This window comes from Clavibacter sp. CT19 (assembly GCF_027858075.1).
GTDB classification, from domain to species: Bacteria; Actinomycetota; Actinomycetes; order Actinomycetales; family Microbacteriaceae; genus Clavibacter; species Clavibacter tessellarius_A.
The window spans coordinates 77,739-103,032 of the sequence record NZ_JAQHYR010000004.1 but is presented as its reverse complement, the minus strand read 5'-3'; the positions used below and the strand labels follow the sequence as shown (position 1 = coordinate 103,032).

The 25,294-nt window shown below is 75.3% G+C and carries 18 protein-coding genes; 10 read left to right on the top strand and 8 right to left on the bottom strand.

Translation table 11 applies throughout. The features are described 5' to 3' along the window. Positions 1-5: 5 nt before the first annotated feature. A complete protein-coding gene (locus PED38_RS06355; RefSeq protein ID WP_270980369.1) occupies positions 6-2,063 on the bottom strand; it encodes a glycogen debranching protein in 2,058 nt (685 codons plus the stop codon). 19 nt (positions 2,064-2,082) lie between these two features. On the opposite strand from PED38_RS06355, the gene PED38_RS06350 reads away from it, so the two are divergent. From PED38_RS06350 to PED38_RS06335, 4 genes are all read left to right on the top strand, one after another. Next, entirely contained in the window at positions 2,083-3,288 is a 1,206-nt protein-coding gene (locus PED38_RS06350; protein ID WP_063072691.1) for a cysteine desulfurase family protein, read from the top strand. After that, a complete protein-coding gene (gene mnmA, locus PED38_RS06345) occupies positions 3,285-4,448 on the top strand; it encodes a tRNA 2-thiouridine(34) synthase MnmA (protein ID WP_270980367.1) in 1,164 nt (387 codons plus the stop codon). Before PED38_RS06350 ends, mnmA begins: the two co-directional genes overlap by 4 nt. A gap of 7 nt (positions 4,449-4,455) precedes the next feature. Then, positions 4,456-6,927 (top strand): NAD-dependent DNA ligase LigA, encoded by a 2,472-nt coding sequence (ligA, locus tag PED38_RS06340; RefSeq protein ID WP_270980365.1) that lies wholly within the window; start codon positions 4,456-4,458, stop codon positions 6,925-6,927. A 93-nt stretch (positions 6,928-7,020) separates the two neighbouring features. Further along, positions 7,021-8,481 (top strand): alpha/beta hydrolase, encoded by a 1,461-nt coding sequence (locus PED38_RS06335; protein ID WP_270980363.1) that lies wholly within the window; start codon positions 7,021-7,023, stop codon positions 8,479-8,481. A gap of 10 nt (positions 8,482-8,491) precedes the next feature. Here the strand turns inward: PED38_RS06335 and PED38_RS06330 are convergent, their stop codons facing one another. After that, positions 8,492-8,983 (bottom strand): META domain-containing protein, encoded by a 492-nt coding sequence (locus PED38_RS06330; RefSeq protein ID WP_270980362.1) that lies wholly within the window; start codon positions 8,981-8,983, stop codon positions 8,492-8,494. A 56-nt stretch (positions 8,984-9,039) separates the two neighbouring features. Here PED38_RS06330 and gatC point away from each other — a divergent pair, with 56 nt between their 5' ends. From gatC to PED38_RS06310, 4 genes are read left to right on the top strand one after another with little or no spacing between them, the layout of a single operon-like run. Then, positions 9,040-9,408 carry an Asp-tRNA(Asn)/Glu-tRNA(Gln) amidotransferase subunit GatC gene (gene gatC / locus PED38_RS06325; protein ID WP_081235143.1) on the top strand — a complete coding sequence of 123 codons (369 nt, stop codon included), beginning with the start codon at positions 9,040-9,042 and terminating at the stop codon, positions 9,406-9,408. 7 nt (positions 9,409-9,415) lie between these two features. Then, complete coding sequence (gene gatA / locus PED38_RS06320) at positions 9,416-10,963, top strand: Asp-tRNA(Asn)/Glu-tRNA(Gln) amidotransferase subunit GatA (RefSeq protein ID WP_270980361.1); 1,548 nt, start codon at positions 9,416-9,418, stop codon at positions 10,961-10,963. Next, on the top strand, positions 10,963-12,465 hold the full coding sequence (gatB, locus tag PED38_RS06315) for an Asp-tRNA(Asn)/Glu-tRNA(Gln) amidotransferase subunit GatB (RefSeq protein WP_063072694.1): 1,503 nt from the start codon (positions 10,963-10,965) through the stop codon (positions 12,463-12,465). Before gatA ends, gatB begins: the two co-directional genes overlap by 1 nt. After that, a complete protein-coding gene (locus tag PED38_RS06310; RefSeq protein WP_270980359.1) occupies positions 12,462-14,099 on the top strand; it encodes an ABC-F family ATP-binding cassette domain-containing protein in 1,638 nt (545 codons plus the stop codon). Before gatB ends, PED38_RS06310 begins: the two co-directional genes overlap by 4 nt. 29 nt (positions 14,100-14,128) lie before the next feature. Here the strand turns inward: PED38_RS06310 and PED38_RS06305 are convergent, their stop codons facing one another. Next, positions 14,129-15,769 (bottom strand): hypothetical protein, encoded by a 1,641-nt coding sequence (locus PED38_RS06305; RefSeq protein ID WP_270980358.1) that lies wholly within the window; start codon positions 15,767-15,769, stop codon positions 14,129-14,131. 140 nt (positions 15,770-15,909) lie between these two features. On the opposite strand from PED38_RS06305, the gene PED38_RS06300 reads away from it, so the two are divergent. Beyond that, on the top strand, positions 15,910-16,620 hold the full coding sequence (locus PED38_RS06300) for a DedA family protein (protein WP_414748029.1): 711 nt from the start codon (positions 15,910-15,912) through the stop codon (positions 16,618-16,620). Between the two features lie 110 nt (positions 16,621-16,730). Continuing rightward, positions 16,731-17,435 (top strand): hypothetical protein, encoded by a 705-nt coding sequence (locus PED38_RS06295; protein WP_270980357.1) that lies wholly within the window; start codon positions 16,731-16,733, stop codon positions 17,433-17,435. Positions 17,436-17,521: 86 nt separating this feature from the next. On the opposite strand, the gene PED38_RS06290 is transcribed toward PED38_RS06295, so the two are convergent. The 5 genes from PED38_RS06290 to PED38_RS06270 form a co-directional block, all read right to left on the bottom strand. Next, positions 17,522-19,210, bottom strand: a complete 1,689-nt coding sequence (locus PED38_RS06290; protein WP_063072698.1) for a long-chain-fatty-acid--CoA ligase — start codon at positions 19,208-19,210, stop codon at positions 17,522-17,524. A 97-nt stretch (positions 19,211-19,307) separates the two neighbouring features. After that, complete coding sequence (locus tag PED38_RS06285; protein ID WP_063072699.1) at positions 19,308-19,754, bottom strand: SRPBCC family protein; 447 nt, start codon at positions 19,752-19,754, stop codon at positions 19,308-19,310. Positions 19,755-19,818: 64 nt separating this feature from the next. Beyond that, positions 19,819-20,454 (bottom strand): hypothetical protein, encoded by a 636-nt coding sequence (locus PED38_RS06280; RefSeq protein ID WP_270980356.1) that lies wholly within the window; start codon positions 20,452-20,454, stop codon positions 19,819-19,821. Continuing rightward, complete coding sequence (eccCa, locus tag PED38_RS06275) at positions 20,447-24,385, bottom strand: type VII secretion protein EccCa (RefSeq protein ID WP_063072701.1); 3,939 nt, start codon at positions 24,383-24,385, stop codon at positions 20,447-20,449. Before eccCa ends, PED38_RS06280 begins: the two co-directional genes overlap by 8 nt. Continuing rightward, complete coding sequence (locus tag PED38_RS06270; RefSeq protein ID WP_063072702.1) at positions 24,382-25,293, bottom strand: hypothetical protein; 912 nt, start codon at positions 25,291-25,293, stop codon at positions 24,382-24,384. Before PED38_RS06270 ends, eccCa begins: the two co-directional genes overlap by 4 nt. Between the last annotated feature and the right edge of the window lies 1 nt (position 25,294).

The window sequence follows — 25,294 nt, the reverse complement described above, 5'->3', positions numbered from 1 at the left end:
CCGCCTCAGGCCGCGCGGTAGATGCGCATCGCCGGGCCGCGCACCTCGATGCGGTCGCCGGGCGCATCGTCCGCGGAGACGGCCTCCGGGCGCTCCCACGCGCTCGACCACAGGAGGCGCCACGCCGTGACGCCGTCGTGCTCCGGCAGCGTGACGGTCGCCGTCGTCTCCAGCCCGTGCACCACGACGAGGACGGTGTTCGGCTCCTCGGTCTCGGGCGTCGAGGTGGTGATCCACTGCAGCGTGCGCGTGCCCGCGGACTCCCAGGCCGCGTCCGTCATGGGCGCGCCGTCTGCGTCGCGCCAGGCGAGCACCGACGCGCTCGGCACGCGCACGTCGGGCTGGGCGTACCGGACGGGACGGAGCGCCGGGTTCTCGCGGCGGATGCGGATGAGGTGCCGTGTGGTCGCCTCGAGGTCGAGCCGCCAGGCGTCCTCGTCGCGATGCAGCCAGGTCGCCGCGTTGTCGAGGCAGTAGCCGTTGTTGTTGCCGCGCTGGGTGCGGCCCCGCTCGTCGCCCATCGTGATCATGGGGATGCCGGCGGAGACGAGGAGGGTGCCGAGCAGGTTCCGCGACGTGCGGCGACGCGCGGCGAGGACGGCCGGATCGCGCGTCGGCCCCTCCACGCCGTGGTTCCAGGACCGGTTGGCGTCGGTCCCGTCGCGGTTCGACTCCCCGTTGCCGCTGTTGTGCTTGTGGTCGTAGGAGGTGAGGTCGGCGAGCGTGAACCCGTCGTGCGCCGTGACGAACGAGACGGACGCGAGCGGCCCGCGGTCGGCGGCGAAGGTGCCCGAGGATCCGGCGAGGCAGGACGCGAGCGCGCCCACGCCGTGCGGCGCGCCACCCGTGCGACGCGCCTCCGCGACGTCCGTCAACCAGAAGTCGCGCACCACGTCGCGGTAGCCGTCGTTCCACTCGCTCCAGCCGGAGCCGAACCCGCCCGTGCGCCAGCCGCCCATGCCCACGTCCCACGGCTCGGCGATCATCAGAAGCCCCTGGAGCGCCTCGTCCTCGACGATGGCGCGGAGCAGCGGGTGCTCTGGATCGAAGTCGACGCGCTCGTCGCGGCCGAGCGTCACCGCGAGGTCGAAGCGGAAGCCGTCGACGCCCATCACGTCGGACCAGTGCTCGAGCGAGTCGAGCACGAGGCGCTGCGCGTCCGGCCGGGACAGGTCGACCGTGTTGCCGCATCCGGTCACGTCGATGGGCGTGCCGTCCGGCGTGTGCCGGTAGTAGCGGGACCCGTCGATGCCGCGGAGGCTCGTGACGGGGCCGTCGGCGCCCTCCTCCGCGGTGTGGTTGTAGACGACGTCGAGCACGACCTGGACGCCGGCGGCGTGCAGCGCGTCCACCATCGCGCGGAACTCGTCCGCCACCGCGTCGGCCCCGGCGTCCCGCGCCCGGCGCGTGGCGTAGGGCGCGTGCGGCGCGAGGTAGGCGAGCGTGTTGTATCCCCAGTGGTTGATGCGCCCCTGCGCGCGCAGCCGCTCCTCGCTCGTGGAGGCGTGCACGGGCAGGAGCTCGACCGTCGTGATGCCGAGCTCCACGAGCCGGTCGACGGACGCCGCGTGGCCGAGCCCCGCGTAGGTGCCGCGCAGCTCCTCCGGGACGCGCTCGTCGAGCTTGGAGAAGCCGCGCACGTGCAGCTCGTACACGACCTGGCGGTCGCGCGGCACGGCCGGCCGGGCGGCCCGACGGGCGGCGCGCTCCTCCGCAGGCACCTCGCGCGTGACGACCGAGCGCCACGCGGCCGGCCCCACCTGCACGAGGCCGCGCGCGTACGGGTCGATGAGGTGGCGCGTGGGGTCGAAGGAGTCGCCCGGCGCGGGGTCCCCGTCGACGCGCACCGAGTAGGCGGTGCCGGGGACGAGCCGATCGCTCCACCCGGTCCAGACGCCGTGATCGCCCCGCTCCATCGCGACCACCTGCGCGACGCGGCGCGGGTCGTCGACGGCGGACACGGTGAGCTCCACGGCGGACGCGCCATGGCTCACGAGGCGGAGCGTGCCGCCGGTCTCGTGGAGCGTCAGCCCCAGGGGCTCGGGCGGTCCGGGGCGCGGCATGCGACCTAGGGTAGGGGGCATGACGGTCTACCTCGACCACGCCGCGACGACCCCGATGCGGCCGGAGGCGATCGCGGCGCTCGCCGGCGCGCTCACGCTCGTGGGGAACCCGTCCTCCATCCACTCGCACGGCCAGGAGGCCCGACGCGTGCTCGAGCAGGCGCGCGAGGACATCGCCCGCGCGCTCGACGCCGACGCGGTCGAGGTGATCCTCACGTCCGGCGGCACCGAGTCGGTGAACCTCGGGATCAAGGGGCTGCACGGCGCCCGGGTCGCCGCCGACGCACGGCGGACGCGGATCCTCGTGCCCGACGGCGAGCACCACGCCACGGTCGACACGGTGGAGTGGCTCGAGCGGCGGGGCGCCGTGGTCGAGCGGCTGCCGATCGACGCGCTCGGGCGCATCCGGGTCGACGCGGTCGCCGCCGCGCTCGCCGCGGATCCCGGATCCGTCTCCCTCCTCACCCTCCTCGCCGCGAGCAACGAGGTCGGCACGATCCAGCCCGTGGAGGAGCTCGCGGCGCTCGCCGCTGCCCACGGCGTGCCGGTGCACGTCGACGCGGTGGCCGCCCTCGGGCACATGCCGGTCCCGTTCCGCCGCTGGCGCGAGGCGGGGGTGTCCGCGGTCAGCGTCTCGGCGCACAAGGTCGGCGGGCCCGTCGGCAGCGGCGCGCTCGTGCTCGCGCGGCAGGCGACGGTCGATGCGCAGATCCACGGCGGCGGCCAGCAGCGGCAGGTGCGCTCGGGCACGCAGGACGCCGCCTCCGCGGTCGCGTTCGCCGCCGCCGTCACGCTCGCGGTCGCGGAGCTCGACGCCGAGCGCGTGCGCCTCGCCGCCCTCCGCGACCGGCTCGTGCAGACGGTGCTCCGCGACGTGCCGGGCGCCGTCCTCCGCGGCGACCCGGATCCGGCCGGCCGCCTCCCCGGCAACGCGCACCTCACGTTCGCCGGCTGCCAGGGCGACTCGCTCCTGCTCCTCCTCGACATGGCGGGCGTCTCGGTGAGCACCGGATCCGCGTGCCAGGCCGGCGTCCCCGAGGTCTCGCACGTGCTCCTCGGCATGGGCGTCCCCGAGTCCGAGGCCCGGGGAGCGCTCCGCTTCACGCTCGGCCGCACCACGACCGACGCCGACGTCGACGCGCTGCTGGCCGCCCTGCCCGACGCCGTCGCGCGGGCCTCCCGGGCGGGGTTCGCGGGACGCGCGGCGCGTAGGCTCAGCGGGTGAAGATCCTCGCAGCGATGAGTGGTGGAGTCGACTCCGCCGTGGCCGCCGCCCGCGCCGTCGAGGCCGGGCACGACGTGACGGGCGTGCACCTCGCCCTCAGCCGCATGCCGGGCACGCTCCGCACCGGATCCCGCGGCTGCTGCACGATCGAGGACTCCATGGACGCGCGCCGCGCCGCCGACCTCCTCGGCATCCCGTTCTACGTGTGGGACTTCTCCGAGCGCTTCGCCGCCGACGTGGTGGACGACTTCGTGGCCGAGTACCAGGCCGGCCGCACGCCGAACCCCTGCATGCGCTGCAACGAGCGGATCAAGTTCGCCGCGCTCCTGGAGAAGGCCCTCGACCTCGGCTTCGACGCCGTCTGCACCGGCCACTACGCGGACGTGCTGGAGGGGCCGGACGGGAAGCCCGAGCTGCATCGCGCGGCCGCGTGGGCCAAGGACCAGTCGTACGTGCTCGGCGTGCTGACGGCCGAGCAGATCGCGCACTCCTACTTCCCGCTGGGATCCACGCCGTCGAAGGCCGAGGTGCGCGCCGAGGCCGCCGCGCGCGGGATCCAGGTGGCGCAGAAGCCCGACAGCCACGACATCTGCTTCATCCCCGACGGCGACACCCGCGGCTGGCTCGCGGACCGCGTGGGAGCAGCGCCCGGCGACATCCTCGACGGCCGGGGCGCGGTGGTGGGCACGCACGCCGGCGCTGCGGCGTTCACGGTCGGGCAGCGCAAGGGCCTCGCGATCGGCACGCCGGCGCCCGACGGCCGCCCGCGGTTCGTCCTGGAAATCCGGCCCAAGGACAACACGGTCGTCGTCGGCCCGCAGGAGGCGCTCGCGATCCGCGAGATCGCCGGATCCTCCTTCACGTGGGCGGGCACGCCGCCCACGCGACCCGACCAGCCGTTCGACTGCGACGTGCAGATCCGCGCGCACGCCGACCCGGTGCCGGCCAGCGCCCGGGTGTCGGGGGTCGACGGCATGATCGAGCTCGTGATCACCCCCCGCGAGCACCTCATCGGCGTGGCCCCCGGGCAGACCGCCGTCGTCTACGCCGGCACCCGCGTGCTCGGCCAGGTCACCATCGACCGCACCGTGAGCGCCGTCGACGACGCGCGGCCGCCGATGCGCGACGCGGCCCTCGCCGGCGCGGCCGCGGGGGAGTGAGCGTCCCGTGAGCGACACGACGACCGGATCCGACGCGGCCGCCGACGCCGTCCCCACTACCACTCCCGCCGACCTCGAGGCCGCGTCCGCCCGCGTGAACGCGCTCCGCGCCGAGATCGAGCGCCACCGCGACGAGTACTACGCGTCGAACGCGAGCACCCTGAGCGACGCCGAGTACGACGCGCTCGTGCACGAGCTCGAGGCGCTCGAGGAGGCGCACCCCACCCTCCGCAGCCAGGACAGCCCCACGCAGACGGTCGGCGGCCGCGCCGAGACCACGCTCTTCGCGCCCGTCACGCACGCCGAGCGCATGCTCAGCCTCGACAACGTGTTCAGCGAGGAGGAGCTCGCCGAGTGGGCGGCCAAGGTCGAGCGCGACGCGGGGAGCGGGCGCGTCCGCTACCTCAGCGAGCTCAAGATCGACGGGCTCGCCATCAACCTCCGCTACGAGCACGGCGTGCTCGTCACGGCGGCGACCCGCGGCGACGGCGTCGTCGGCGAGGACGTCACGCAGAACGTGCTCACCATGGGCACCGTGCCCGAGCGGCTCGCCGGATCCGGGCATCCGCCGCTCGTCGAGGTGCGCGGCGAGATCTTCTTCCCCGTCGCCGAGTTCGACGAGCTCAACGCCCGGCAGCTGGAGGTGGGGGAGCGCGTGTTCGCGAACCCGCGAAACGCCGCCGCGGGATCCCTGCGCCAGAAGGAGGAGGGCAAGACCCCCGCGCGCCTCGACCTGATGCGCGCGCGCATCCGCCGCCTCCGCATGCTCGTGCACGGCATCGGCGCCTGGCCCGTCCGCGAGCTCGAGCGCGACGCGCACGTGTCCGCGCAGTCCGAGGTCTACGGGCTGCTCGAGGGGTGGGGCCTGCCCATCTCCACGCACTTCCGCGTGTTCGACGACGTCGCCGAGGTGGTGGAGTTCGTGCGTCGCCACGGCGCCCACCGCGCCGAGGTCGAGCACCAGATCGACGGCATCGTCGTCAAGGTCGACGACCTGGGGCTGCACGAGGAGCTCGGCGCCACCAGCCGCGCGCCGCGCTGGGCCACCGCGTACAAGTACCCGCCGGAGGAGGTCAACACGACGCTCCTCGACATCGTCGTGAGCGTCGGCCGCACCGGCCGGGCCACGCCGTTCGCGGTCATGGAGAAGGTGGAGGTCGCCGGATCCGAGGTGCGTCAGGCCACGCTGCACAACCAGCAGGTGGTGAAGGCCAAGGGCGTGCTCATCGGCGACACGGTCGTGCTGCGGAAGGCCGGCGACGTCATCCCCGAGGTGCTCGGGCCGGTCGTCGAGCTCCGCGACGGTACCGAGCGCGAGTTCGTCATGCCCACTCTCTGCCCCGAGTGCCAGACGCCGCTGAAGCCGGCGAAGGAGGGCGACATCGACCTCCGCTGCCCGAACGCGCGCAGCTGCCCGGCGCAGGTCCGCGGGCGCGTCGAGCACGTCGCCTCCCGCGGCGCGCTCGACATCGAGGGCCTCGGCGAGGTCGCCGCGGCCGCGCTCACCCAGCCGCTCGAGCCGGAGGACCCGCCGCTCGAGACCGAGGCGGGCCTCTTCGAGCTGACCATGGCCGACCTCGTGCCCATCACCGTGGTGGTCCGCGACGCCGAGACCGGCATGGTCAAGGTGGACGAGAAGACGGGCGAGGCCAAGCGCGTCACGCCGTTCCGCCGCAAGCGCGTCCCGAAGCGCGACGGCGCGTTCGACCCGGCGGAGCCCTGGGGCGACGAGCTGTCGGTGCCGTCGAAGTCCGCCGAGGTGCTGCTCGAGAACCTGGAGAAGGCGAAGACGCAGGACCTGTGGCGGATCCTCGTGGCCCTGAGCATCCGACACGTCGGCCCGGTCGCCGCGCGCGCCCTGGCGGGCTGGTTCGGCTCGCTCGACGCCATCCGCGCCGCCAGCCGCGAGGAGCTCGCCGCGGTCGACGGCGTGGGCGGCATCATCGCCGATGCCCTGCTCGACTGGTTCGAGGTCGACTGGCACCGGGAGATCGTCGAGCGCTGGGAGCGGGCGGGCGTCGTCACGTCCGTGCCCGGCCACCCCGGGCCCGGCGCCGCGGCCGCCGCGGGCGGCGTGCTCGCCGGCCTCACTGTCGTCGCCACCGGGTCGCTCGAGGGGTACACCCGCGAGGGGGCGCTCGAGGCGATCATGGCGGCCGGCGGCAAGGCCGGATCCAGCGTGAGCAAGAAGACGCACTACGTCGCCGCCGGGCCGGGCGCGGGATCCAAGCTCGGCAAGGCCGAGGCGCTCGGCGTGCGGATCATCGACGCCGCGGAGTTCCGCCTGCTCGTGGAGCAGGGGCCGGAGGCCATCGCGCTTCCGGAGCCGGAGCTGGAGGCGGAGCCCGAGGCGGAGTCGGAGCTGGAGCTGGAGCCGGAGCCCGCGGCCGAGCCGGACGCGGGGGCCCGGTCCGATGCCGCAGGTGCCGCCGACGGGGATTCCACCGCGAGCGACGCGGACGCCACCACCACCACCTGACGGGTCGGGCGGCGCGCGATCCCGTCGGTAGCATGGGAGCGCGTCGGCCGGATCCCGGCGCATCCCGGCCGGCTCTCCTGGGGGCTCCCACCCGTGTCTCCTCGCGTCCCCGCGCTGCTGACCGCCGCGGCCCTGTGCCTCGGCCCGGTCGGCCCCCTCGGCGTCCCCGCCGCGTCGGCCGCCACCGCCGCGTCCGCCGCTACCGCCGCGTCCGCCGCGGCGGCCGGGCCCGCGGCTTCCCCGCCCACCTCCGCCGTGCACGCGGTGTCCATGCTCGCGGCTCCGTCATCCACCGGCCTCCTCGCCGGGCCGGACGCCGCGGATCCCACCCTCGCCGCTCGCACGCCGCCTCCGCCGCGCGTGCTCCAGCTCCTCCGCCACGGCCGCGCGACCGATCCGGCACTGCGCCGCATGCCGCCCGTCGCGCTCCTGGCGGCCCTGCCCGCCCTCGACGCCGCCGAGCTCCGGCGCCTCGCACGCACGACCCCCGACCTGATCCACGACCTCGTGCGCCGCCCGCCGACGGCCTCGACCGTCCGGGCCTGGTGGGACGCGCTGGCACCCGACGACCGGGACGACCTGGCCGACGGCGTCCCCGAGCTGATCGGGAATCTCGAGGGCCTGCCTGTCGACGTGCGGGACTCCGCCAACCGCCGCCACCTCGCCGAGCGCCGACACCACCTGCACGAGGTGGCGCGCAGGACGCCGGGCCGCGGCGCGCAGCAGGTGATCGGGCGGGAGCTGGGCATGCTCGCCGGGGTCCGCGCCGCCCTCGCGCCCGGCGCCGGGCCCGAGCGCGCCCTGCTCGCGCTGGACACGCGCTGGCCGGGTCGCGCCGCGGTCGTCACGGGCGACCTCGAGACCGCCGCGTACGTCGACGTCGTCGTGCCGGGCATGCTCTACGCCGTCTCCGAGCGCCTCGTCGACTGGACGGAGGTGGCCGCGCGCCTGCAGGAGGAGCAGACGCGCCTCCTGGGCGGCCCGGGCCGAGGCGGCGGCGTCGCGACGATCGCGTGGCTCGGCTACCGCACGCCCGACCTCACGGGCATCGGCTCGCTCGCCCTGGCGGAGGAGGGCGCCGTGCGTCTGGAGGCCGCGATCCAGGGCATCCGCGGGGCACGCGTCGAGGCGCCGCCGCGCCTCACCGTCATCGCGCACTCGTACGGCTCGACGGCCGCGCTCCTCGCGCTGTCGAGCGGCCGGGCGTCGGCCGACGCGCTCGCGCTGGTCGGCTCGCCGGGCGGCGTCGTCCGCGACGTCTCCGAGCTGAGCGTGCCGGCCGACCGGGTGTTCGTGGGGGAGGCGCCGGGGGATCCGGTCGCGGGGTCGTCCTGGTTCGGCGCGGATCCCGGCAGCCCCGGCTTCGGCGCGCGGCCGTTCGGCGTGCGGGGCACGGGCGGCGCGGCGGGCGTGTCGGCCGACGGGGCCCTCGCCGGCGTCGCGGGCCACAACGGGTACTTCGACCGGGGCACGGAGTCGTTCCGGAACCTCGCGCTCATCGGGATCGACCGCCCCGTGCGCGACGCGGTCGCGACCGACGCGAGCGGCCGGTAGGCGCGCGGGATCAGCCCCGGCTGCGCTCGGCGTACTCGAGCCGCACGCCGTCGGCGCCGGACGCGACGAGGTGGCCGTCGTCCACGCGCCAGGAGGTGACCTCCGCGAGGTCGTGGAAGTACTCCGCCTCGACACCGGCGTCGTCGCAGGGGAGGGCGCCCGGCGCCACGGCGGCGAGCATCCCCTCGCCCGAGTCCCGGATCGGGCCCGAGTAGTCGTTGCACGGACCGCGCCCGCTGATCTCCCCGCCGCCCACGCGCATGGTGATGAGGGTGTCGCCGATCGCCAGCGCACCGCCCGAGTCGCGTGCGGCGACGAGGTGCCAGTTGCCGCGCACGTCGCTCACGGGCGCGCAGCCCGCGAGGGGCACCAGGGCGAGCGCGGCGGCGGACGCCGCGAGACCCGCGCGGACACGGGTCCCGCCGACGCGGCCGGTGCCCGCGCGGGCGGCACGGCGCGCAGCGGATCGACGGGGGGCGGGGATCCGGGCTGCGGTGGGCATGGGGGTCACGCTAATAGAATCTCCCGGTACCCCCGCACACAGTCCTTTGGAGACGCATGTCCGACACCCGGCCCGAGCACGCCGACGCGACGCGGGGGGACGAGAACCCCCCGGCGCCGACCCCCACGGAGCAGATCAGCCGGGAGCAGGTGCAGCACCTCGCGGGACTCGCGCGCATCCGCCTGAGCGACGCGGAGATCGACACGCTCACGACCGAGCTCGGCCTCATCGTCGAGTCGGTCGCGAAGGTCACCGCGGTCGCGGGGCCGGACGTGCCCGCGACGAGCCACCCGATCCCGCTGGTCAACGTGTACCGCCCCGACGTCCCGGGCGTGACGCTGACCACGGAGCAGGCCCTCCAGGGCGCGCCCGAGCACGACGGCTCCCGCTTCAAGGTGTCCGCGATCCTCGGCGAAGAGCAGTAGGAGCACCATGACCGACGACCTCACGCGCCTCAGCGCGTCCGCCCTCGCCGACCGCCTCGCATCGGGCGACGTCTCCAGCGTCGACGCCGTGCGCGCCCACCTCGACCGCATCGACCACGTCGACGGCGACGTCCACGCGTTCCTGCACGTATCCGGTGAAGCGGCGCTCCGGCGCGCCGCGGAGATCGACGCGCAGCGCGCCGAGGGCGCCGCCCTCGGGCCGCTCGCGGGCGTGCCCATCGCCATCAAGGACGTGCTCTGCACCATCGACATGCCGTCCACCGCGGGCTCGCGCATGCTCGAGGGCTGGACGCCGCCCTACGACGCGACCGTCGTCCAGCGCCTCCGCGCCGCGGGCCTCGTGCCGCTCGGCAAGACCAACATGGACGAGTTCGCGATGGGCTCCTCCACCGAGCACTCCGCGTTCGGCGCCACGCACAACCCGTGGGACCTCGACCGCATCCCCGGTGGCTCGGGCGGTGGATCCGCGGCCGCGGTCGCCGCGTTCGAGGCACCCGTCGCGCTCGGCTCCGACACCGGCGGATCCATCCGCCAGCCCGCGGCCGTCACCGGCTCGGTCGGCGTCAAGCCCACCTACGGCGGCGTCAGCCGGTACGGCGCCATCGCGCTCGCGTCGAGCCTCGACCAGGTCGGCCCCGTGTCCCGCACGGTGCTCGACTCGGCGCTCGTGCACGACGTCATCGGCGGGCACGACCCGCGCGACTCCACCTCGCTCACCGACCGGTGGCCGTCCTTCGCGGACGCCGCCCGCGCCGGGCAGCGCGAGGGCGCCCTGAAGGGCGTCCGCGTCGGCGTCGTGAAGCAGCTCGACGGCGAGGGCTTCCAGCCCGGCGTCACGCAGCGCTTCCGCGAGGCGCTCGCGCTCCTCGAGGAGGCCGGCGCCGAGATCGTCGAGGTGTCCGCCCCGAACTTCGAGCATGCCATCGCCGCGTACTACCTGATCCTCCCCGCGGAGGCGTCGAGCAACCTCGCCAAGTTCGACTCGGTGCGCTTCGGCCTCCGGGTGAACCCGCCCGGCGGCGGCACCGTCGAGGACGTCATGGCGGCGACCCGCGAGGCCGGCTTCGGCCCCGAGGTCAAGCGCCGCATCATCCTCGGCACCTACGCGCTGAGCGCCGGCTACTACGACGCCTACTACGGCAGCGCGCAGAAGGTCCGCACGCTCATCCAGCGCGACTTCGACGCCGCGTTCCAGCAGGTCGACGTGCTCGTCACGCCGTCCGCGCCCACCACGGCGTTCAAGCTGGGCGAGAAGCTCGACGAACCGCTGGCGATGTACCTCAACGACCTCACGACGATCCCCGCGAACCTCGCGGGCGTCCCCGGCATCGGCCTCCCCATCGGGCTCGCGCCCGAGGACGGCCTGCCCGTCGGGATCCAGTTCATGGCGCCCGCCCGCGAGGACGCGCGCCTCTACACGGTCGGCGCCGCCCTCGAGCAGATCCTCGAGCGGCAGTGGGGCGGGCCCCTGCTCGCCCAGGCACCCGAGCTCGCGCGCGCCGCGCGCCGCACCACGGACGGAGACACGCACTGATGGCCAAAGCCGAGCTGATGGACTACGACGAGGCCATCGAGATGTTCGAGCCCGTGCTCGGGTTCGAGGTGCACGTGGAGCTGAACACGCGCACGAAGATGTTCTCCGACGCCCCGAACTTCTTCGGCGGCGAGCCCAACACCAACATCACTCCCGTCGACCTGGGTCTCCCGGGCTCGCTGCCGGTCGTGAACGAGCAGGCCGTGAAGCACTCGATCAGCCTCGGGCTCGCCCTCGGCTGCTCGATCGCGGAGAGCTCGCGCTTCGCCCGGAAGAACTACTTCTACCCGGACCTCGCGAAGAACTACCAGATCAGCCAGTTCGACGAGCCCATCGCGTTCCGCGGCTCCGTCGAGGTGGAGATGCCCGACGGCCGCATCGTCACGGTGCCCATCGAGCGCGCGCACATGGAGGAGGACGCGGGGAAGCTCACGCACGTGGGCGGCGCGACGGGCCGGATCCAGGGCGCCGACCACTCGCTGGTCGACTACAACCGCGCGGGCGTGCCGCTGGTGGAGATCGTCACGGACATCATCTACGGCGCGGAAGGCGAGGCCCCCGAGCTCGCGAAGGCGTACGTGTCGACGATCCGCGACATCGTCGTGGCGCTCGGCATCTCCGACGCGAAGATGGAGCGCGGCAACCTCCGCTGCGACGCGAACATCTCGCTGAGCCCGCGCGGATCCGGGAAGCTCGGCACCCGCACGGAGACGAAGAACGTCAACTCGCTCCGCAGCGTCGAGCGCGCCATCCGCTACGAGATCCAGCGCCAGGCCGCGATCCTCGCCGCGGGCGGCACGATCACGCAGGAGACGCGCCACTGGCACGAGGACACCGGCCGCACCTCCGCCGGCCGCCCGAAGAGCGACGCCGACGACTACCGCTACTTCCCGGAGCCCGACCTGCTGCCCGTGCAGCCGAGCGCCGAGCTGATCGCGGAGCTCCGGGCGGCGCTCCCCGAGGCGCCCGCGATCCGCCGCCGTCGGCTGAAGGCCGAGTGGGGCTTCACCGACCTGGAGTTCCAGGACGTCGTGAACTCCGGGCTCCTCACCGAGCTCGTCGACACGGTCGAGGCCGGGGCCGCCCCGCAGGCCGCGCGCAAGTGGTGGACGGGCGAGATCGCCCGCATCGCCAACGCGCGCGGCGTGGACGCGGCGACGCTCATCAGCCCGCAGCAGGTGGCGTCCGTCATCGAGCTGGTCGAGGCCGGCACGCTGACGAACCGCCTGGCGCGTGACGTGCTCGAGGGCGTCATCGACGGCGAGGGCACGGCGCAGGAGGTCGTGGACGCCCGCGGCCTCGCGGTCGTGTCCGACGACGGCCCGCTCATCCAGGCCATCGACGAGGCGCTCCAGGCACAGCCCGACGTGCTCGCGAAGATCCGCGACGGCAAGGTGCAGGCCGCCGGCGCCGTCATCGGCGCCGTGATGAAGGCCATGCGCGGCCAGGCGGACGCGGCCCGCGTCCGCGAGCTCGTGCTGGAGCGCGCGCAGGCCTCGTGACCGCCACCCTCGTCGCCCGTGGCCTCGCCGGAGGACACGGGCACCGCACGCTGTTCTCCGGGCTCGACCTCACGGTCGCGCCCGGGGACGTCGTGGGGCTCGTCGGCGCGAACGGCGCGGGCAAGAGCACGCTGCTGCGGCTCCTCGCGGGGGTGGACGCGCCGCAGGACGGCCGCGTGCTGCTCTCGCCCGCCGATGCCTTCATCGGCTGGCTGCCGCAGGAGCACGAGCGGATTCCCGGCGAGACCGTCGCGGGCTACGTCGCCCGCCGCACGGGGTGCGCCGAGGCGTCGGCCGAGCTGGATCGTACGGCGGTCGCTCTCGGCGAGGGCCTGCCCGGCGCCGACGACGCGTACGGCACGGCGCTCGACCGCTGGATGGCGAGCGGCGCGGCCGACCTCGACGAGCGCCTTCCTGTCACGCTCGCGGAGCTGGGCCTCGACCTCGATCCCGCGCTCCCCACCGCGGGCCTGTCCGGCGGGCAGGCGGCCCGCGTCGCCCTCGCCGCGCTCCTGCTCAGCCGCTTCGACGTGGTGCTCCTCGACGAGCCCACCAACGACCTCGACCTGGACGGCCTCGCGCGCCTGGAGTCGTTCGTGCGCGGCCTCCGCGGCGGCGTCGTCCTCGTGTCGCACGACCGCGAGTTCCTGGCCCGCTGCGTCACGACCGTCGTCGAGCTCGACCTCGCGCAGGACAGCGTCCGCGTCTACGAGGGCGGCTACGACGCGTTCCTCGAGGAGCGGCAGGTCGCCCGCCGCCACGCGCGCGAGGCGTACGAGCAGTTCGCCGACACCAAGGCCGACCTCGTCTCCCGCGCCCGCACCCAGCGCGAGTGGTCGTCGCAGGGCGTCCGGAACGCCATGCGGAAGGCGCCCGACAACGACAAGATCCGGCGCAAGGCGAGCGCCGAGTCGAGCGAGAAGCAGGGCCAGAAGGTCCGCCAGATGGAGAGCCGCATCGCGCGCCTCGAGGAGGTCGAGGAGCCCCGCAAGGAGTGGGAGCTGGCGTTCACCATCGGGTCCGCGCCCCGGTCGAGCGCCGTCGTGGCGACCCTCCGCGAGGCGACCGTGACGCGCGGCGCGTTCACGCTCGGCCCCGTCTCCCTCCAGGTCGACGGCGGCGACCGCATCGGCATCACCGGCCCGAACGGCGCCGGCAAGTCGACGCTCCTCGGCCTGATCCTCGGCCGCCTCGCGCCCGACTCCGGCGACGCGTCGCCCGGCCGCAGCGTGCAGGTGGGCGAGATCGACCAGGCCCGCGCGTCGCTCCGTGGCGATCTGCCGCTCGCCGAGTCCTTCGCCGAGCAGGTGCCGGATCTCTCGCCCGCCGAGGTCCGCACGCTGCTCGCCAAGTTCGGCCTGCGGGCCGACCACGTCACGCGTCCCGTCGACGGCCTGTCGCCGGGGGAGCGCACGCGCGCGGGGCTCGCGCTCCTGCAGGCGCGCGGGGTCAACCTGCTCGTGCTCGACGAGCCGACCAACCACCTCGACCTGCCCGCCATCGAGCAGCTGGAGCAGGCGCTCGACTCCTACGAGGGCACGCTCCTGCTCGTCACCCACGACCGGCGGATGCTCGACGCGGTGCGCCTCGACCGGCACTGGCACGTGGACGCGGGCGTCGTCACCGAGTCCTGAGCCGGCGGGCCCCCCGGCCGGCCGCGTCCCTACTGGTAGGTGACGAGGTCCGGCGTAGGGGACACGTCCCGCATCGTCTGCTCGGGCGTGAGCATGGGCTTGTCCTCGTCGATGAAGTCCTTCCAGCCCCAGCGCATCCCGGCGGGAGCGTCGGTGTGCAGTGCGCGCCACGTGGCCTGCTTGTCGGGCTGGCCGCCCTGGCCGTCGGCGTGGATGAGCATCGCGAGCTCGGGGTGGGTCATGTCGAGCGACGCCCGGTCGGTGATCATGTTCAGCCGGAACTGGTGCAGCACGAGCATCTTCTGCGGGAGCCCCCGGTCACGGACGAGGCCGGCCAGCCAGTCGGTGGTGGCGTCGACCTCGGCGGCGGAGACGCTGCCGATCTGCTTCAGCGGCACCTGGTCCGGGCCGAGCCGCCACTCGGGGTCGAGCGCCAGGCCCACGCCCGGCTGCGCGAGGACGGACTCGTACCGCTTCGCCTGGGTGAGGAAGTCGGTGCGGCCGGGCTGCAGGTCGATCACCACGTAGACGCCGGCGTCGCGGGCCGCGTCCAGCCACGGCTGCAGCGTCTCGACCGGGACCTCGGAGGAGTAGTCGCCGTCCGTGCCCGCGGAGCCCGAGGCGACGGTGGCGATGAGCTCGAACATCGGCACCACGGGCGCGTCGGAGAAGGGCTGGTACTCGGCGGCCTGCGCCTTCGCGCGCGCCACCGCGTCGGCCGGGCCCTGCTCGCCGAGGACCCCGAGCGCGCCCGAGCCGGCCGCGCCGTACAGGGCGACGTAGCGCTTGTCCGGGAAGACGAGCTGGCCGCCGCCCGGGAGCTGGTCGCCGGTGGCAGCGGTGCGGATCCGGCCCTCGAGCGACGCGTCGTCGGCGTACGGGGCGCCGATCGCGAGCGTGTGCGCGGCCCCGGCGTCGTGCAGGGCGGTGATCGCGTCGGCGGAGGAGCGCGGATCCGGCGAGGCCTCGGGCAGCACGGTGACGCCGACCCCGGCCGCACGGGCCGTGGCGACGGCGGCGAGCGAGGACGCGGCGTCGGTCGCGAGCGCGTGCGCGGCGTCGAGGGCGGCGGCGGGCGCCGTGCGGGGGAGCCCCGCGTCGGGATCCGCCGACGACGGGAGCGCGCCGGCGGGGGCCGTGAGCGCGGCGGCGCGTGTGACGGCGGCGGCCGCGTCGTCCGCGTCGGGAGCGGCGCCGACGTCGGCCCCGGTGAGGCGCGCCACGTCCTCGGCGTGCGCCGCCCGCACGACGGTGGTGGATCCGGGCAGGGCCTGTGTCGCGCCCTCGCCGACGCCGCCCACGGCGAGCACGTCGTCCGATCCGAGGCGCTCGATCTCGGGCACGGCACCGGCGCCGTCCACGAGGAGCGGCGCCCCCAGCGCGACGGCGGCCGCGGCGCCGAGCTCCTGCGCGGCGACGTCGCCGGCCGGCGCCAGCACGGCGACGGGCGCGGAACGGAAGAGGCTGCCGCTCATCGCGACCGACGCGCCGGAGTCGTCGGCGTCGCCGACCACCGTGAGGGCCGCGTCGGGCGCGCCCGTGACGGGGCGCTGCACCCCGTCCGGATCGGTCGCAGACGTGCACGCGCCGAGGCCGGCGACGACACCGAGCGCGACGAGGAGGGAGACGGAGGTGCGGAGGGACCGGGGGAGTCGGATCGGGGACGGCACGCGTCCACGGTACGGGACGCCCCCGCGGCGCGCCCCCGTCCACGGTGCCCGGGCGCGTCCCGCCGGTCGCCCGCCGTCTCGCGTCGATGCCGCCGTCCGCCCGCCGGCCCCTCGGGCGAGGCGGCCGGTACCGTGGTCGGGTGACCGCTCTCCTGCCGCCGACCCTGCTGCCGACGACGATCGCCGGGGTGCGCCCCGCCGCGACGGGCGAGGATCCGCTCCAGGGCCTCGACGGGCTCGTGGGCGCCGCCGCCCGCGTCATCGAGGCGCTCGGCGAGGTCGGCGTCGGCGCGATGACCTTCGTCGAGACGGTGTTCCCGCCCATCCCCAGCGAGGTCGTGCTCCCGCTGGCGGGCTTCGTGGCCGCCACGGGGCGCATGAACATCGTCCTCGTGATCGTCGCGAGCACCCTCGGCGCGTACCTCGGCGCCCTGCTGCTCTACGGGCTCGGCCGGAAGGCGGGCGAGGAGCGCACCATCCGCGTGCTCTCGAGGCTGCCGCTGGTGGAGCGCCACGACTTCGAGGTCGCCGCAGCGTGGTTCCACCGGCACGGCCGCTCGGCGGTCTTCTTCGGGCGGCTCGTGCCCGGGGTCCGCAGCCTCATCTCGCTCCCGGCCGGCGCCGCCGGCATGCACCTCGGCACGTTCAGCTCCTACACGATCGCCGGCAGCGGGCTCTGGAACGGGGCGCTCATCGGGCTGGGCGCCGCGCTCGGCAGCCAGTACGAGCTCATCGACCGGTACGCCCGGTACCTCGACTACGCCGTGTACGCGGTGCTCGGGACCCTGCTGCTCCTGCTGGTCGGGCGCGCCGTCCGCCGTCGTGCGCGGCGCGGTCGCGCGGAGCGCTGACCGGATCCCCACGCCCCTCCCACGGGTCTCCCCGGTGGACGGAATACGGTGGCCGCGGCTGATGCGGTCGGCGAACCCCGCCGATCCGGCCCTCTGCGAGAGGCACCACCATGGGATTCCTGGACAGGCTCCTGGGCCGCGACGAGCAGCCCCACGACCGACGCGGATCCGCGCCGGACCCCGCATCGGCGCCCGCGCCGCGTGAGCGCAGCGCCGACGAGGTCGCGGTCGAGCGCTACCGCTACCTCCTCCGCACGGCGCCGCCCGAGCGCATCGAGGAGGTCCACCTGGAGGCCTTCCGGAAGCTGACCCCCGAGCAGCGCGAGATCCTCTTCCGCCAGCTGAGCTCGGACGCCGCCGAGGGCGACGCGCCCGTGGACGACCGTCCCGAGTCTCTCGCGCGCTCGGCCACCCGATCCGAGATGCGCGCCCCGGGCACGCTCGAGCGCACCCTCGGCCCCCGCGGCGGCCTCGCCGGCGGCGGTGCTGGCGGCGGGATGGGCATGGGCGGCATGATCGCGGGATCCATGCTCGGCACGGTCGCGGGCGTCGTGGTCGGGTCGGCCATCGCGCAGGCGCTGATCCCGGATGCGGTCGGAGGCGACCAGGCCGGAGCCGACGGGGCCGACGGCGCGGGCGACGCCGGCGCGCAGGACGCGGGCGGGGACGCGGGAGCGGCCGACGCCGGCGGGACGGACGCGGGCGCCGGCGACGCGGGCAGCGGCGACGCGGGCAGCGGTGACTTCGGGGGCGGCGACTTCGGCGGTGGCGACTTCGGCGGCGGAGCCGACTTCGGCGGGGGCGACTTCTTCTAGCGGCGCGGACGGGAGCGGCACGGCGACATGCGGCGGCGCGGCGGCGCGTGTCGCGGTGCCGCGCTCCCTCCGCCGTCGCGCGGCCGTCAGCCCCGGGCCACGATCCCCTCGCGCACCTCGCGGCGCAGCACCTTCCCCAGCAGGGAGGTCGGCAGCTCGTCGAGCACCACGATCCGACGCGGCACCTTGTACGGCGTGAGGTGCCCGCGGAGCTCGGCGCGCGCGGCCTGCTCGTCGAGCGTCGCGCCCTCGTCGAGCACGACGGCCGCGACCACCTCCTCGTCGCCGCCGTCGCGCGGGATCCCGACGACCGCCGCGTCGCGCACCCCGGCGAGCTCGCGCACGGCGTCCTCCACCTCGGACGGCGAGACGTTGAAGCCGCCGGTGATGATGAGCTCCTTGATCCGGTCGGCGATGCGGACGAAGCCGTCCGCGTCGATCGTCACCACGTCGCCCGTGCGGAACCAGCCGCCCTCGAGCAGCACCGAGGCCGTCTCCTCGGGCCGGCCGTGGTATCCGCGGAACACCTGCGGCCCGCGCACGAGCAGCTCGCCGGGCTCGCCCGCGGGCCGGTCGACCGACGGGTCGTCCGGATCCACCACGCGCACCTCGGTGTTCGGCAGCGGCAGGCCGACGGTCCCGGCGCGGCGCGTATCGCCCACGGGGTTGGCCATCAGCACCGGGGAGCACTCCGACAGGCCGTAGCCCTCGACGAGCCAGCCGCCGGTCTGCTCCTCCCACGGGACGACCACGGACTCCGGCAGCGCCATGGCGCCGGAGATGGAGATGGAGATGCCTGCGAGCGACACGCCCTCGGTCTCGGCCGCCTGGCGGAGCTTCGCGTAGATGGGCGGCACCGCGGGGAGGAACGTGGGCGGGTGCCGGCGGATCGCCTGCAGCACGAGGTCGGGCTCGAAGCGGGGGAAGAGCACGAGGCGGGATCCCATGCTCATCGCGAAGGTGAGGCAGAGGGTGAGGCCGTACGCGTGGAACATCGGCAGCACGGCGTACACGACGCTCGTGCCGCGCGGCACGGTGGGCACCCACGCGCGAGACTGGGCGGCGTTCGCGCTGAGGTTGAGGTGCGTGAGCTCGGCGCCCTTGGGGGCCCCGGTGGTGCCGCTCGTGTACTGGATCACCGCGAGGTCGTCGGCGGCGGGCCGCGGGTGGTCGACCGGCAGCGGTGCGGCGGCGGCGATCCGCTCCCAGGGGGTCGTGCCGGTGACCTTCGCGGCGATGGCGGCACGCGCGGCGCGAGCCTTCGGGACGGGGAGCCGGAGCAGCAGACGCGTCCGGCGGGGCATGGCGCGCGTGACGTCGACGGAGACGATGCGCTCGGGGCGCACGCCGTCCGGGAGCGCCTGGATGGTCGCGACCGACCGGTCCCACGCGATGACGGTGCGGGCGCGGTGGTCCTCGAACTGGTGCTGCAGCTCACGCGGCGTGTAGAGCGGGTTGTGCTCGACGACCACGGCGCCGAGGCGGAGGACGGCGTAGAACGCGACGACGTGCTGCGGGCAGTTGGGGAGCACGATCGCGACGGGGTCGCCCGCGCGGACGCCCTGGTCGTGCAGTCCCTGCGCGGCCCGCGCGATGAGGTCGCCGAGCTCGGCGTAGCTCGTCTCGGCGCCGAGGAAGTCGAGCGCGGTGCCGCCGGGGAAGCGGAGCACGGACTGGTCGACGATGTCGACGAGCGACCCCTGCGGCAGGTCGATCTCGTGCGGGACGTCGGGCGCGTAGCTGGCCAGCCAGGGCCGGTCGGTGGGGGTGCTCACGCGTCCACCCTAGGCCGCGGGGGTCGCGCGGCCGGCGACGCGCGGGCGACCGGGTGGGGTCGGCGGCATCGTCCCTCGAGGCGCGCACGCCAGGGGCTCACCGACGGCCGGCGCGCCGCCCCTCGGCCAGGTACGCGAGCCGGCGGAGCGTCTCCACGTTGCGGGCGTGCAGCATCAGGTCCATGATCGGCGCGGGGACGAGCCGGCCGGGTCCGCGCACGGCCACCTCGGTCATCCGCACCTCGCAGCCGTCCGGCAGGGTCCGCACCTCGAGGGTCACCCGGGCCTCTCCGACGGGCCAGCCCTTGGGCTGCATCACCATCCTGCGCGGCGGGTCCCACTCGAGCATCGTGGTGGCGTCGTCGAGGAGGACGGGCCAGGAGCCGAACGAGTGGTGCAGCTTCGCGCCGACGGCGGGCCAGGCGTCGTCGACCGCGCGCATCCGCGAGGCGCCGACGACCCATGCGGGGAACAGCCAGCCGTCGGACACCACCTCCGCGACGTCGGAGGGGGAGCACGTCATGCGGCGTCGGGTCACGGACATGGGACCAGTCTGCCGGAGCGGCCCGAGGACGACGACCCGCGCGAGGCCGCCGTACCGCGCGCGCTCACGTGCTCGAGCGCGCCTGGTGGAACCGGCGGGCCACGTCGTCGAGGTGCTTCGCGAGCCGGGCCTGGGCCTCGCGGGTGCGCCGCCGGAGGCGCGCGACCGGGATGCGACCGCCGACCGCGAGCCCCGGGTCGTCGGGGATGTCGTAGACGATGGTGCGCCCGTGGGTCGCGAACAGGCGGCGCGACTCCGACTGCACGTCGTGGCGTCCGTTGGTGCGGCTCGCGACGATCGTGACGCGCGCCATCGCCTCGATCCCGTACCGGGCGGTGATGTCCGTGAGCAGCTCCGTGGCCGCCGCGATCCCGGTGGGGGTCGACGCGGTCGTGATGGCCAGCAGGGTGGCGGGCGACTCGAGCAGGTCGATGCCCTCGCCGCGGGCGTGCGGGCCGAGGTCGTGGAGGACCAGCCGCGCATCGACGGCACCGGCCTCGTCGCCGAGCGGCAGACGCCCCCCGAGCGTCCCGCCCGTGTGGTCGGTGAGGGTCGGCGCGCCGGCGGTGCCGCCCTGGAGGGCCGCGAACACCAGCGCCGCGGTCGTCGTGGTGCCGACGCCGCCCGAGGTGCCGGCGAAGACGACGCGCACGGCCGCGCGCTCGCGGGGGCGGAGGAGGGGGCTCGGCGTCTCAGCCATGCGCGGCCATCTCCTCCTCCGCCGGGGCGGCGACCTCGTGCAGGGCGATCTGGATCAGCTGCGCGCGGGCGCCGCGACGCACGACCCGGGCGCGTCCGGGCACCATGCGCTCGGCGTGGATGCCGGGCACGATCTGCCCCTCCGACCGTTCGCCCGACATGACGACCGCCGTCGCCCCGTTGTCGCGGAGGGACTGCAGCACGATGTCGAAGAACGCCCGCGACGTGCCCGCGACCGGCCGCGCCAGGGCGACGGTGAGCCGCAGGTCGCGCGCGCTCGCGATGAACGGCAGGAGCGGGCGCAGGGCGTCGGCGCCGGAGGCGGCCACGATGTCGTGGTCGTCGATCACCAGCAGGATCCGGGCCGCCGCGGTGTCGTGCTCCGCACGTCGACGCGTCAGCTCCCCGGCGATCGCCGTGATGAGCTCGCCGGCCTGCGTGGCGTCCCCCGCGTAGCCGCCGAGGTAGTCGTCGGGGCACGCGTCGGCCAGCGCGCCGCGGAAGTCGACGAGCGCGACGACGAGCTCGTCCGAGCTGCTGCGCTGCACGGAACCGTCGATGAGCACCCGGAGCAGGTTGCTCTTGCCGGCGCCCGGGTCGCCGAAGACGAGCAGGTGCGGATCCGGACCGCGGTGGTCCAGCAGCGCGGGCTGCATGGTCTCCTGCGCGAGGCCGACGGGCACGGCGACGGGCACCTCGACGGCGTCGGGCAGGAGCGCGGCGGGGAGGTTCTCCGGGAGGAGGCGGATGGCGCGCGCCCCCGATCCCTGCCACCGCGCGGCGGTGTCGCGGGCGAGCCGCTCGAGCGCGTCGCCCACGTCGAGGCCGGGCTCGGTCTCGAGGACCGGCAGGGCGATCTGCGCGAACCGCCGGTCGTCGGTGATCGCCCGTCCCGGCTGCTCGGCGCGCAGCGTCTCCGAGAGGCGCCGCCCGGCGAGCGACTCGAGCGCGTCGTTGAGCCGCAGCTCGATGCGCGTGCCGATGAACGGCTGCAGGGTCGTGCGGAGGTCGTTCCAGCGCGTGAGCGCCAGCACCACGTGGATGCCGTACGACCCGCCGCGCTGGAGCAGCTCCTGCACGACCGGCTCCAGGTCCTCGTGGTCGCCGCGCAGGGCGCCGGCCTCGTCCACGACCAGCACCACGTCGGCCGCGTCGAGCTCCGGGACGCGGCCCTCGGCGTGCAGGCGGCGGAGCGTCGCCAGGGAGTCGATCGCGTGGCGGGGGAAGACCGCCTCGCGTTCCGTGAGCATGCGGCGCATCTCCTCGGCGACGCGCTGCAGCTTCTCGCGGCTCGTCCGGGTGGCGATGCCGCCGACGTGCGGGAACCCCTCGACGCGCGACAGGCCTCCGCCGGAGAAGTCGAGGCCGTAGACGGCGACCTGGTCGGGGGAGTGCGTGAGCGCGAGCCCGGCCACGACCGTGCGGAGGAAGGTGGTGCGGCCCGACTGCGGCGCGCCGAAGATCGCCGCGTGGCCGCCGCTGCGCGTGAGGTCGAGGATCCACGGCTCCTGGCGCTGGCGATCGGGCTCGTCGAGGAGGCCGACGGGCACCGCGAGCGCGCGGTGCTGGTCGGCGCGGTCGACGAGGGAGGCGAGGGTGAGCCGCTCCGGCAGCGGCGGCAGCCAGACGGGGGCGACGGGCTCGCCGCGGGTGCGGATGCGCTCCACGGCGAGGTCGACGAGGACGCGGCCGACGACCGGACGGGCGAGCGCCTCCTCGGCGCTCTGGCTGCTCTCGCGCGTCGCGATGCCGTTGTAGGTGGGCAGCCTGATCATCCCGCGGGGCGCGTCGGCACCCGTGGACTGGGGGTCGGGATCCGACGCGGCGATGGCCCCGGAGACGTACCCGGAGCGGAAGCGGCGGAGGGTGGTGTCGAACTTCAGGTACGCGTAGCCGGGCACCGCGGGCAGCCGGAAGGCGTCGCTGGTGTCGATGATCATGCTGCTCTCGGCCTCCGAGAACGTGCGGAGCGCGATCCGGTACGACAGGTAGGTGTCGAGGCCGCGCAGCTTGCCGGCCTCCAGGCGCTGGCTCGACAGGAGCATGTGGATGCCGAGCGTGCGGCCGATGCGCCCGATCTGGATGAGCAGGTCGATGAGGTCCGGCTCGGCCGTGAGGAGCTCGCCGAACTCGTCGATGATCAGCAGCAGGTGCGGCATGCCGGGCAGGTCGGGACGGGTGGTGCGGAGCTCGGCGTAGTGGGTGATGGAGGGGACGTTGCCCGCGTCCTTGAGCATCTTCTGCCGCCGGACCACCTCGCCCGCGAGGCTCGCGCGGGCGCGCTGGGTGAGCTGGGGGTCGTCGGCGAGGTTGTCGATGAGGCCGGCGACGTGCGGGAGGCTCGCGAACGGCGCGAACGCGGCGCCGCCCTTGTAGTCGACGAGGATCATCGCGAGGTCCTCGGGGCTGTGCGAGGACGCGAGGGCGAGCACGAAGGTGCGGAGGAACTCGCTCTTGCCGGATCCGGTCGCCCCGACGCACAGGCCGTGCGGCCCGATGCCGAGCTGCGAGGCCTCCTTGATGTCGAGCAGGAGCGGCTCGCCGAAGTCGTCGAGGCCGACCGGCACGCGCAGGAAGTCGCGCGGGGAGCGCGGGGCCTGCGTGACGGCGGGGTCGAGCGCGCTCACCTCGCCGATCCCGAGCAGCTCGGAGATGTCGATGGCCCGCGCGGACTCCGCCTCGTCCTTGCGCGACATGCTGAGGCGCAGCGGAGCGAGGGCGCGCGTGAGCACGTCGAGGAGCGCCACCGGCATCCGGTCGGGTGTGACCTCGGAGACGGGGTGCGCGAGCCGCGCGTCCGAGATGACGGCCGATCCGTCGCCGACGAGGATGCGGAGCGTCACGTCCGAGGGCTCGTGCAGCCGGTCGCTCAGCAGGTGGACGATCGTGATCCGCAGGTCGCGGAGGTCGAGCTCGGCGTCGGGCACGGGCAGGGACCCCGCGATGCTGCCGTAGTCGTCCATGAACACCACGAGCCGCGGGATGTCGGCGGGCCCCTGGTCGAGACCGCCGCGGCGGGCCGTGGCGGCGAGCTGGGCGCGGTCGGCGAGGTCCTCGCCGATGACCGTGCGGAGCGCCTGCGGGGTGGGGGCGACGCGGCGCGCGGGCACGGGGCCGTCGAAGACGTCCTCCACCACGAGGTGCGGGAGACGGTCGACGCCGCGCCAGTCCGACGCGGCGTGCTCGGGGAACGTGAGCGCCATCACCATGTCGTCGGGCGCGTGGAAGACCGCGAGCTGCGCGATCAGGGCGCGCGCGGCGTTCAGCACGTCGTCCCGGGGCCCGATCACGGAGACGTGCCCGGCTCCCGCGAGGTCGACGGTGATGGGCATCCCGCGCACCACCTCGTGCTGCGCCACGACCTGCTCGGCCTCCGCGGCCATGATCGGGTCGTACGGCTCGACGGGGTTCGCCTCCGGGGGGAGCGCCAGCTCGAGCCAGCGCCGCGTGCCGGATCCCAGGCGCACGCGCAGGAAGTCGGCGTCGCTGCGACGCCGCTCCCACAGGCGGGCCGGGTCGCGCACGATCTCGGTGAGCGCGACGGGGGCAGGGTCCAGCAGGGCGGCCTGCTCCCGGGCCTCGAAGGCGCGCGCCCGGGTGCGGGACCGCACGCGCTCCAGGTAGTCGAGGTAGCGCTCCCTCTGGACGCGTCGCGTCCGGGCGGAGCTGCTCCGCTGGGTGAACGCCATCGCGAGCCCGCCGACCGCGGCCACGACGAGCACGAGCGCGCCGATGACCATGTAGATCTGCTGGCCGCGGAGCAGCGTCATCATCGTGACGCTGACCGTGGCGCCGAGGATGGGGATGAGGGACTGGATGGGGAAGCCGCCCTGCGGTCCGTCCTGCATGGCGGGCGGCGCGGCCAGCGCCTCCTGCTCGGGCTGCTCGAGCGGGCGCGTGACGCGGCTCGGCCGGTGGACGAGGCGGTTCACGCGACGGCCGCCGAGCGCGCGTCGTCGGCCGGTCGGTCGGACGGCGCGCCGTTGGACGGCGCCCGGTTGGACGGCAGCGAGGCGACCGCCTCCCCCATGACGGTGCTCGCGAGCCGGAGCACGGCGGTGCGCGAGGCGAGCGACAGGCGCCGGCTCGGCGTGGGGATGGCGGTGGACCAGGCGGCGTCGTAGGGCATGCCGATGAGCGGGACGCCGACCTCGCGCGCGATCACGTCGCGTGCGTCGTGCCGGCCGCGCGCGCCGACGTCGACGCTCACGATCACGATGCGCGGAGGGTCGGGCTCGGCGCGGAGGGCGGGGACCATGGCCACGACATCTTCCAGCGCGTGTCGCTCCGCCCGGCAGACGAGGCACAGCACGTGGCTGGCGAGGGCCGTGAGCGCGAGGTCGGCGGCGGCCGGTCGCACGCCCCAGTCGGTGACGACGAGGTCGAAGAACCGCGAGATGGGGTTCACCTCGTCGAACCAGGTGCGGGCCTCCGCGGCGGTGGTCGGCCGGTCCCGGCGCTGCAGGTCGAGGGCGGCGAGGCGGGGGAGGGGGAACGCGAGGTCGGCCGCGGCCTGTCGCAGCGTGGTGGGGAGGGCGTCGCGCCGGGCGCGGGGATCCGCGTCCTCCGCCGGCAGGCGGCGCAGGACGTGCGTGGATCCGCCCGACGCGTTGACGGCGAGGGAGACGCCGGCGCGACGCGAGGCGAGGGCGGCGGCGACCGCGGCGGCGGCGGCGGAGGTGCCGCTCCCGCCGGCGAGCTGGGCGAAGCCCACCCGGCGCGAGACCGGCAGCGGGATGCGCACGGCGGCGTCCGCCTCCGTCGCCTCGCGGAAGGCCGAGGCGGGGCTCGTGAGGAGCATGTGGGCCGTGGTGCCGAGCGAGCTGATCAGGCGTCCCATC

Excerpts from the sequence above, each read along its gene's own strand:
- PED38_RS06330 (WP_270980362.1), bottom strand. The coding sequence starts at position 8,983 with ATGCCCACCGCAGCCCGGATCCCCGCCCCCCGTCGATCCGCTGCGCGC.
- gatB (WP_063072694.1), top strand. The coding sequence starts at position 10,963 with ATGGCCAAAGCCGAGCTGATGGACTACGACGAGGCCATCGAGATGTTC.
- PED38_RS06280 (WP_270980356.1), bottom strand. The coding sequence starts at position 20,454 with ATGGCTGAGACGCCGAGCCCCCTCCTCCGCCCCCGCGAGCGCGCGGCC.
- gatC (WP_081235143.1), top strand. The coding sequence starts at position 9,040 with ATGTCCGACACCCGGCCCGAGCACGCCGACGCGACGCGGGGGGACGAG.
- PED38_RS06355 (WP_270980369.1), bottom strand. The coding sequence starts at position 2,063 with ATGCCGCGCCCCGGACCGCCCGAGCCCCTGGGGCTGACGCTCCACGAG.
- PED38_RS06350 (WP_063072691.1), top strand. The coding sequence starts at position 2,083 with ATGACGGTCTACCTCGACCACGCCGCGACGACCCCGATGCGGCCGGAG.
- PED38_RS06270 (WP_063072702.1), bottom strand. The coding sequence starts at position 25,293 with ATGGGACGCCTGATCAGCTCGCTCGGCACCACGGCCCACATGCTCCTC.
- PED38_RS06295 (WP_270980357.1), top strand. The coding sequence starts at position 16,731 with ATGGGATTCCTGGACAGGCTCCTGGGCCGCGACGAGCAGCCCCACGAC.
- gatA (WP_270980361.1), top strand. The coding sequence starts at position 9,416 with ATGACCGACGACCTCACGCGCCTCAGCGCGTCCGCCCTCGCCGACCGC.
- PED38_RS06285 (WP_063072699.1), bottom strand. The coding sequence starts at position 19,754 with ATGTCCGTGACCCGACGCCGCATGACGTGCTCCCCCTCCGACGTCGCG.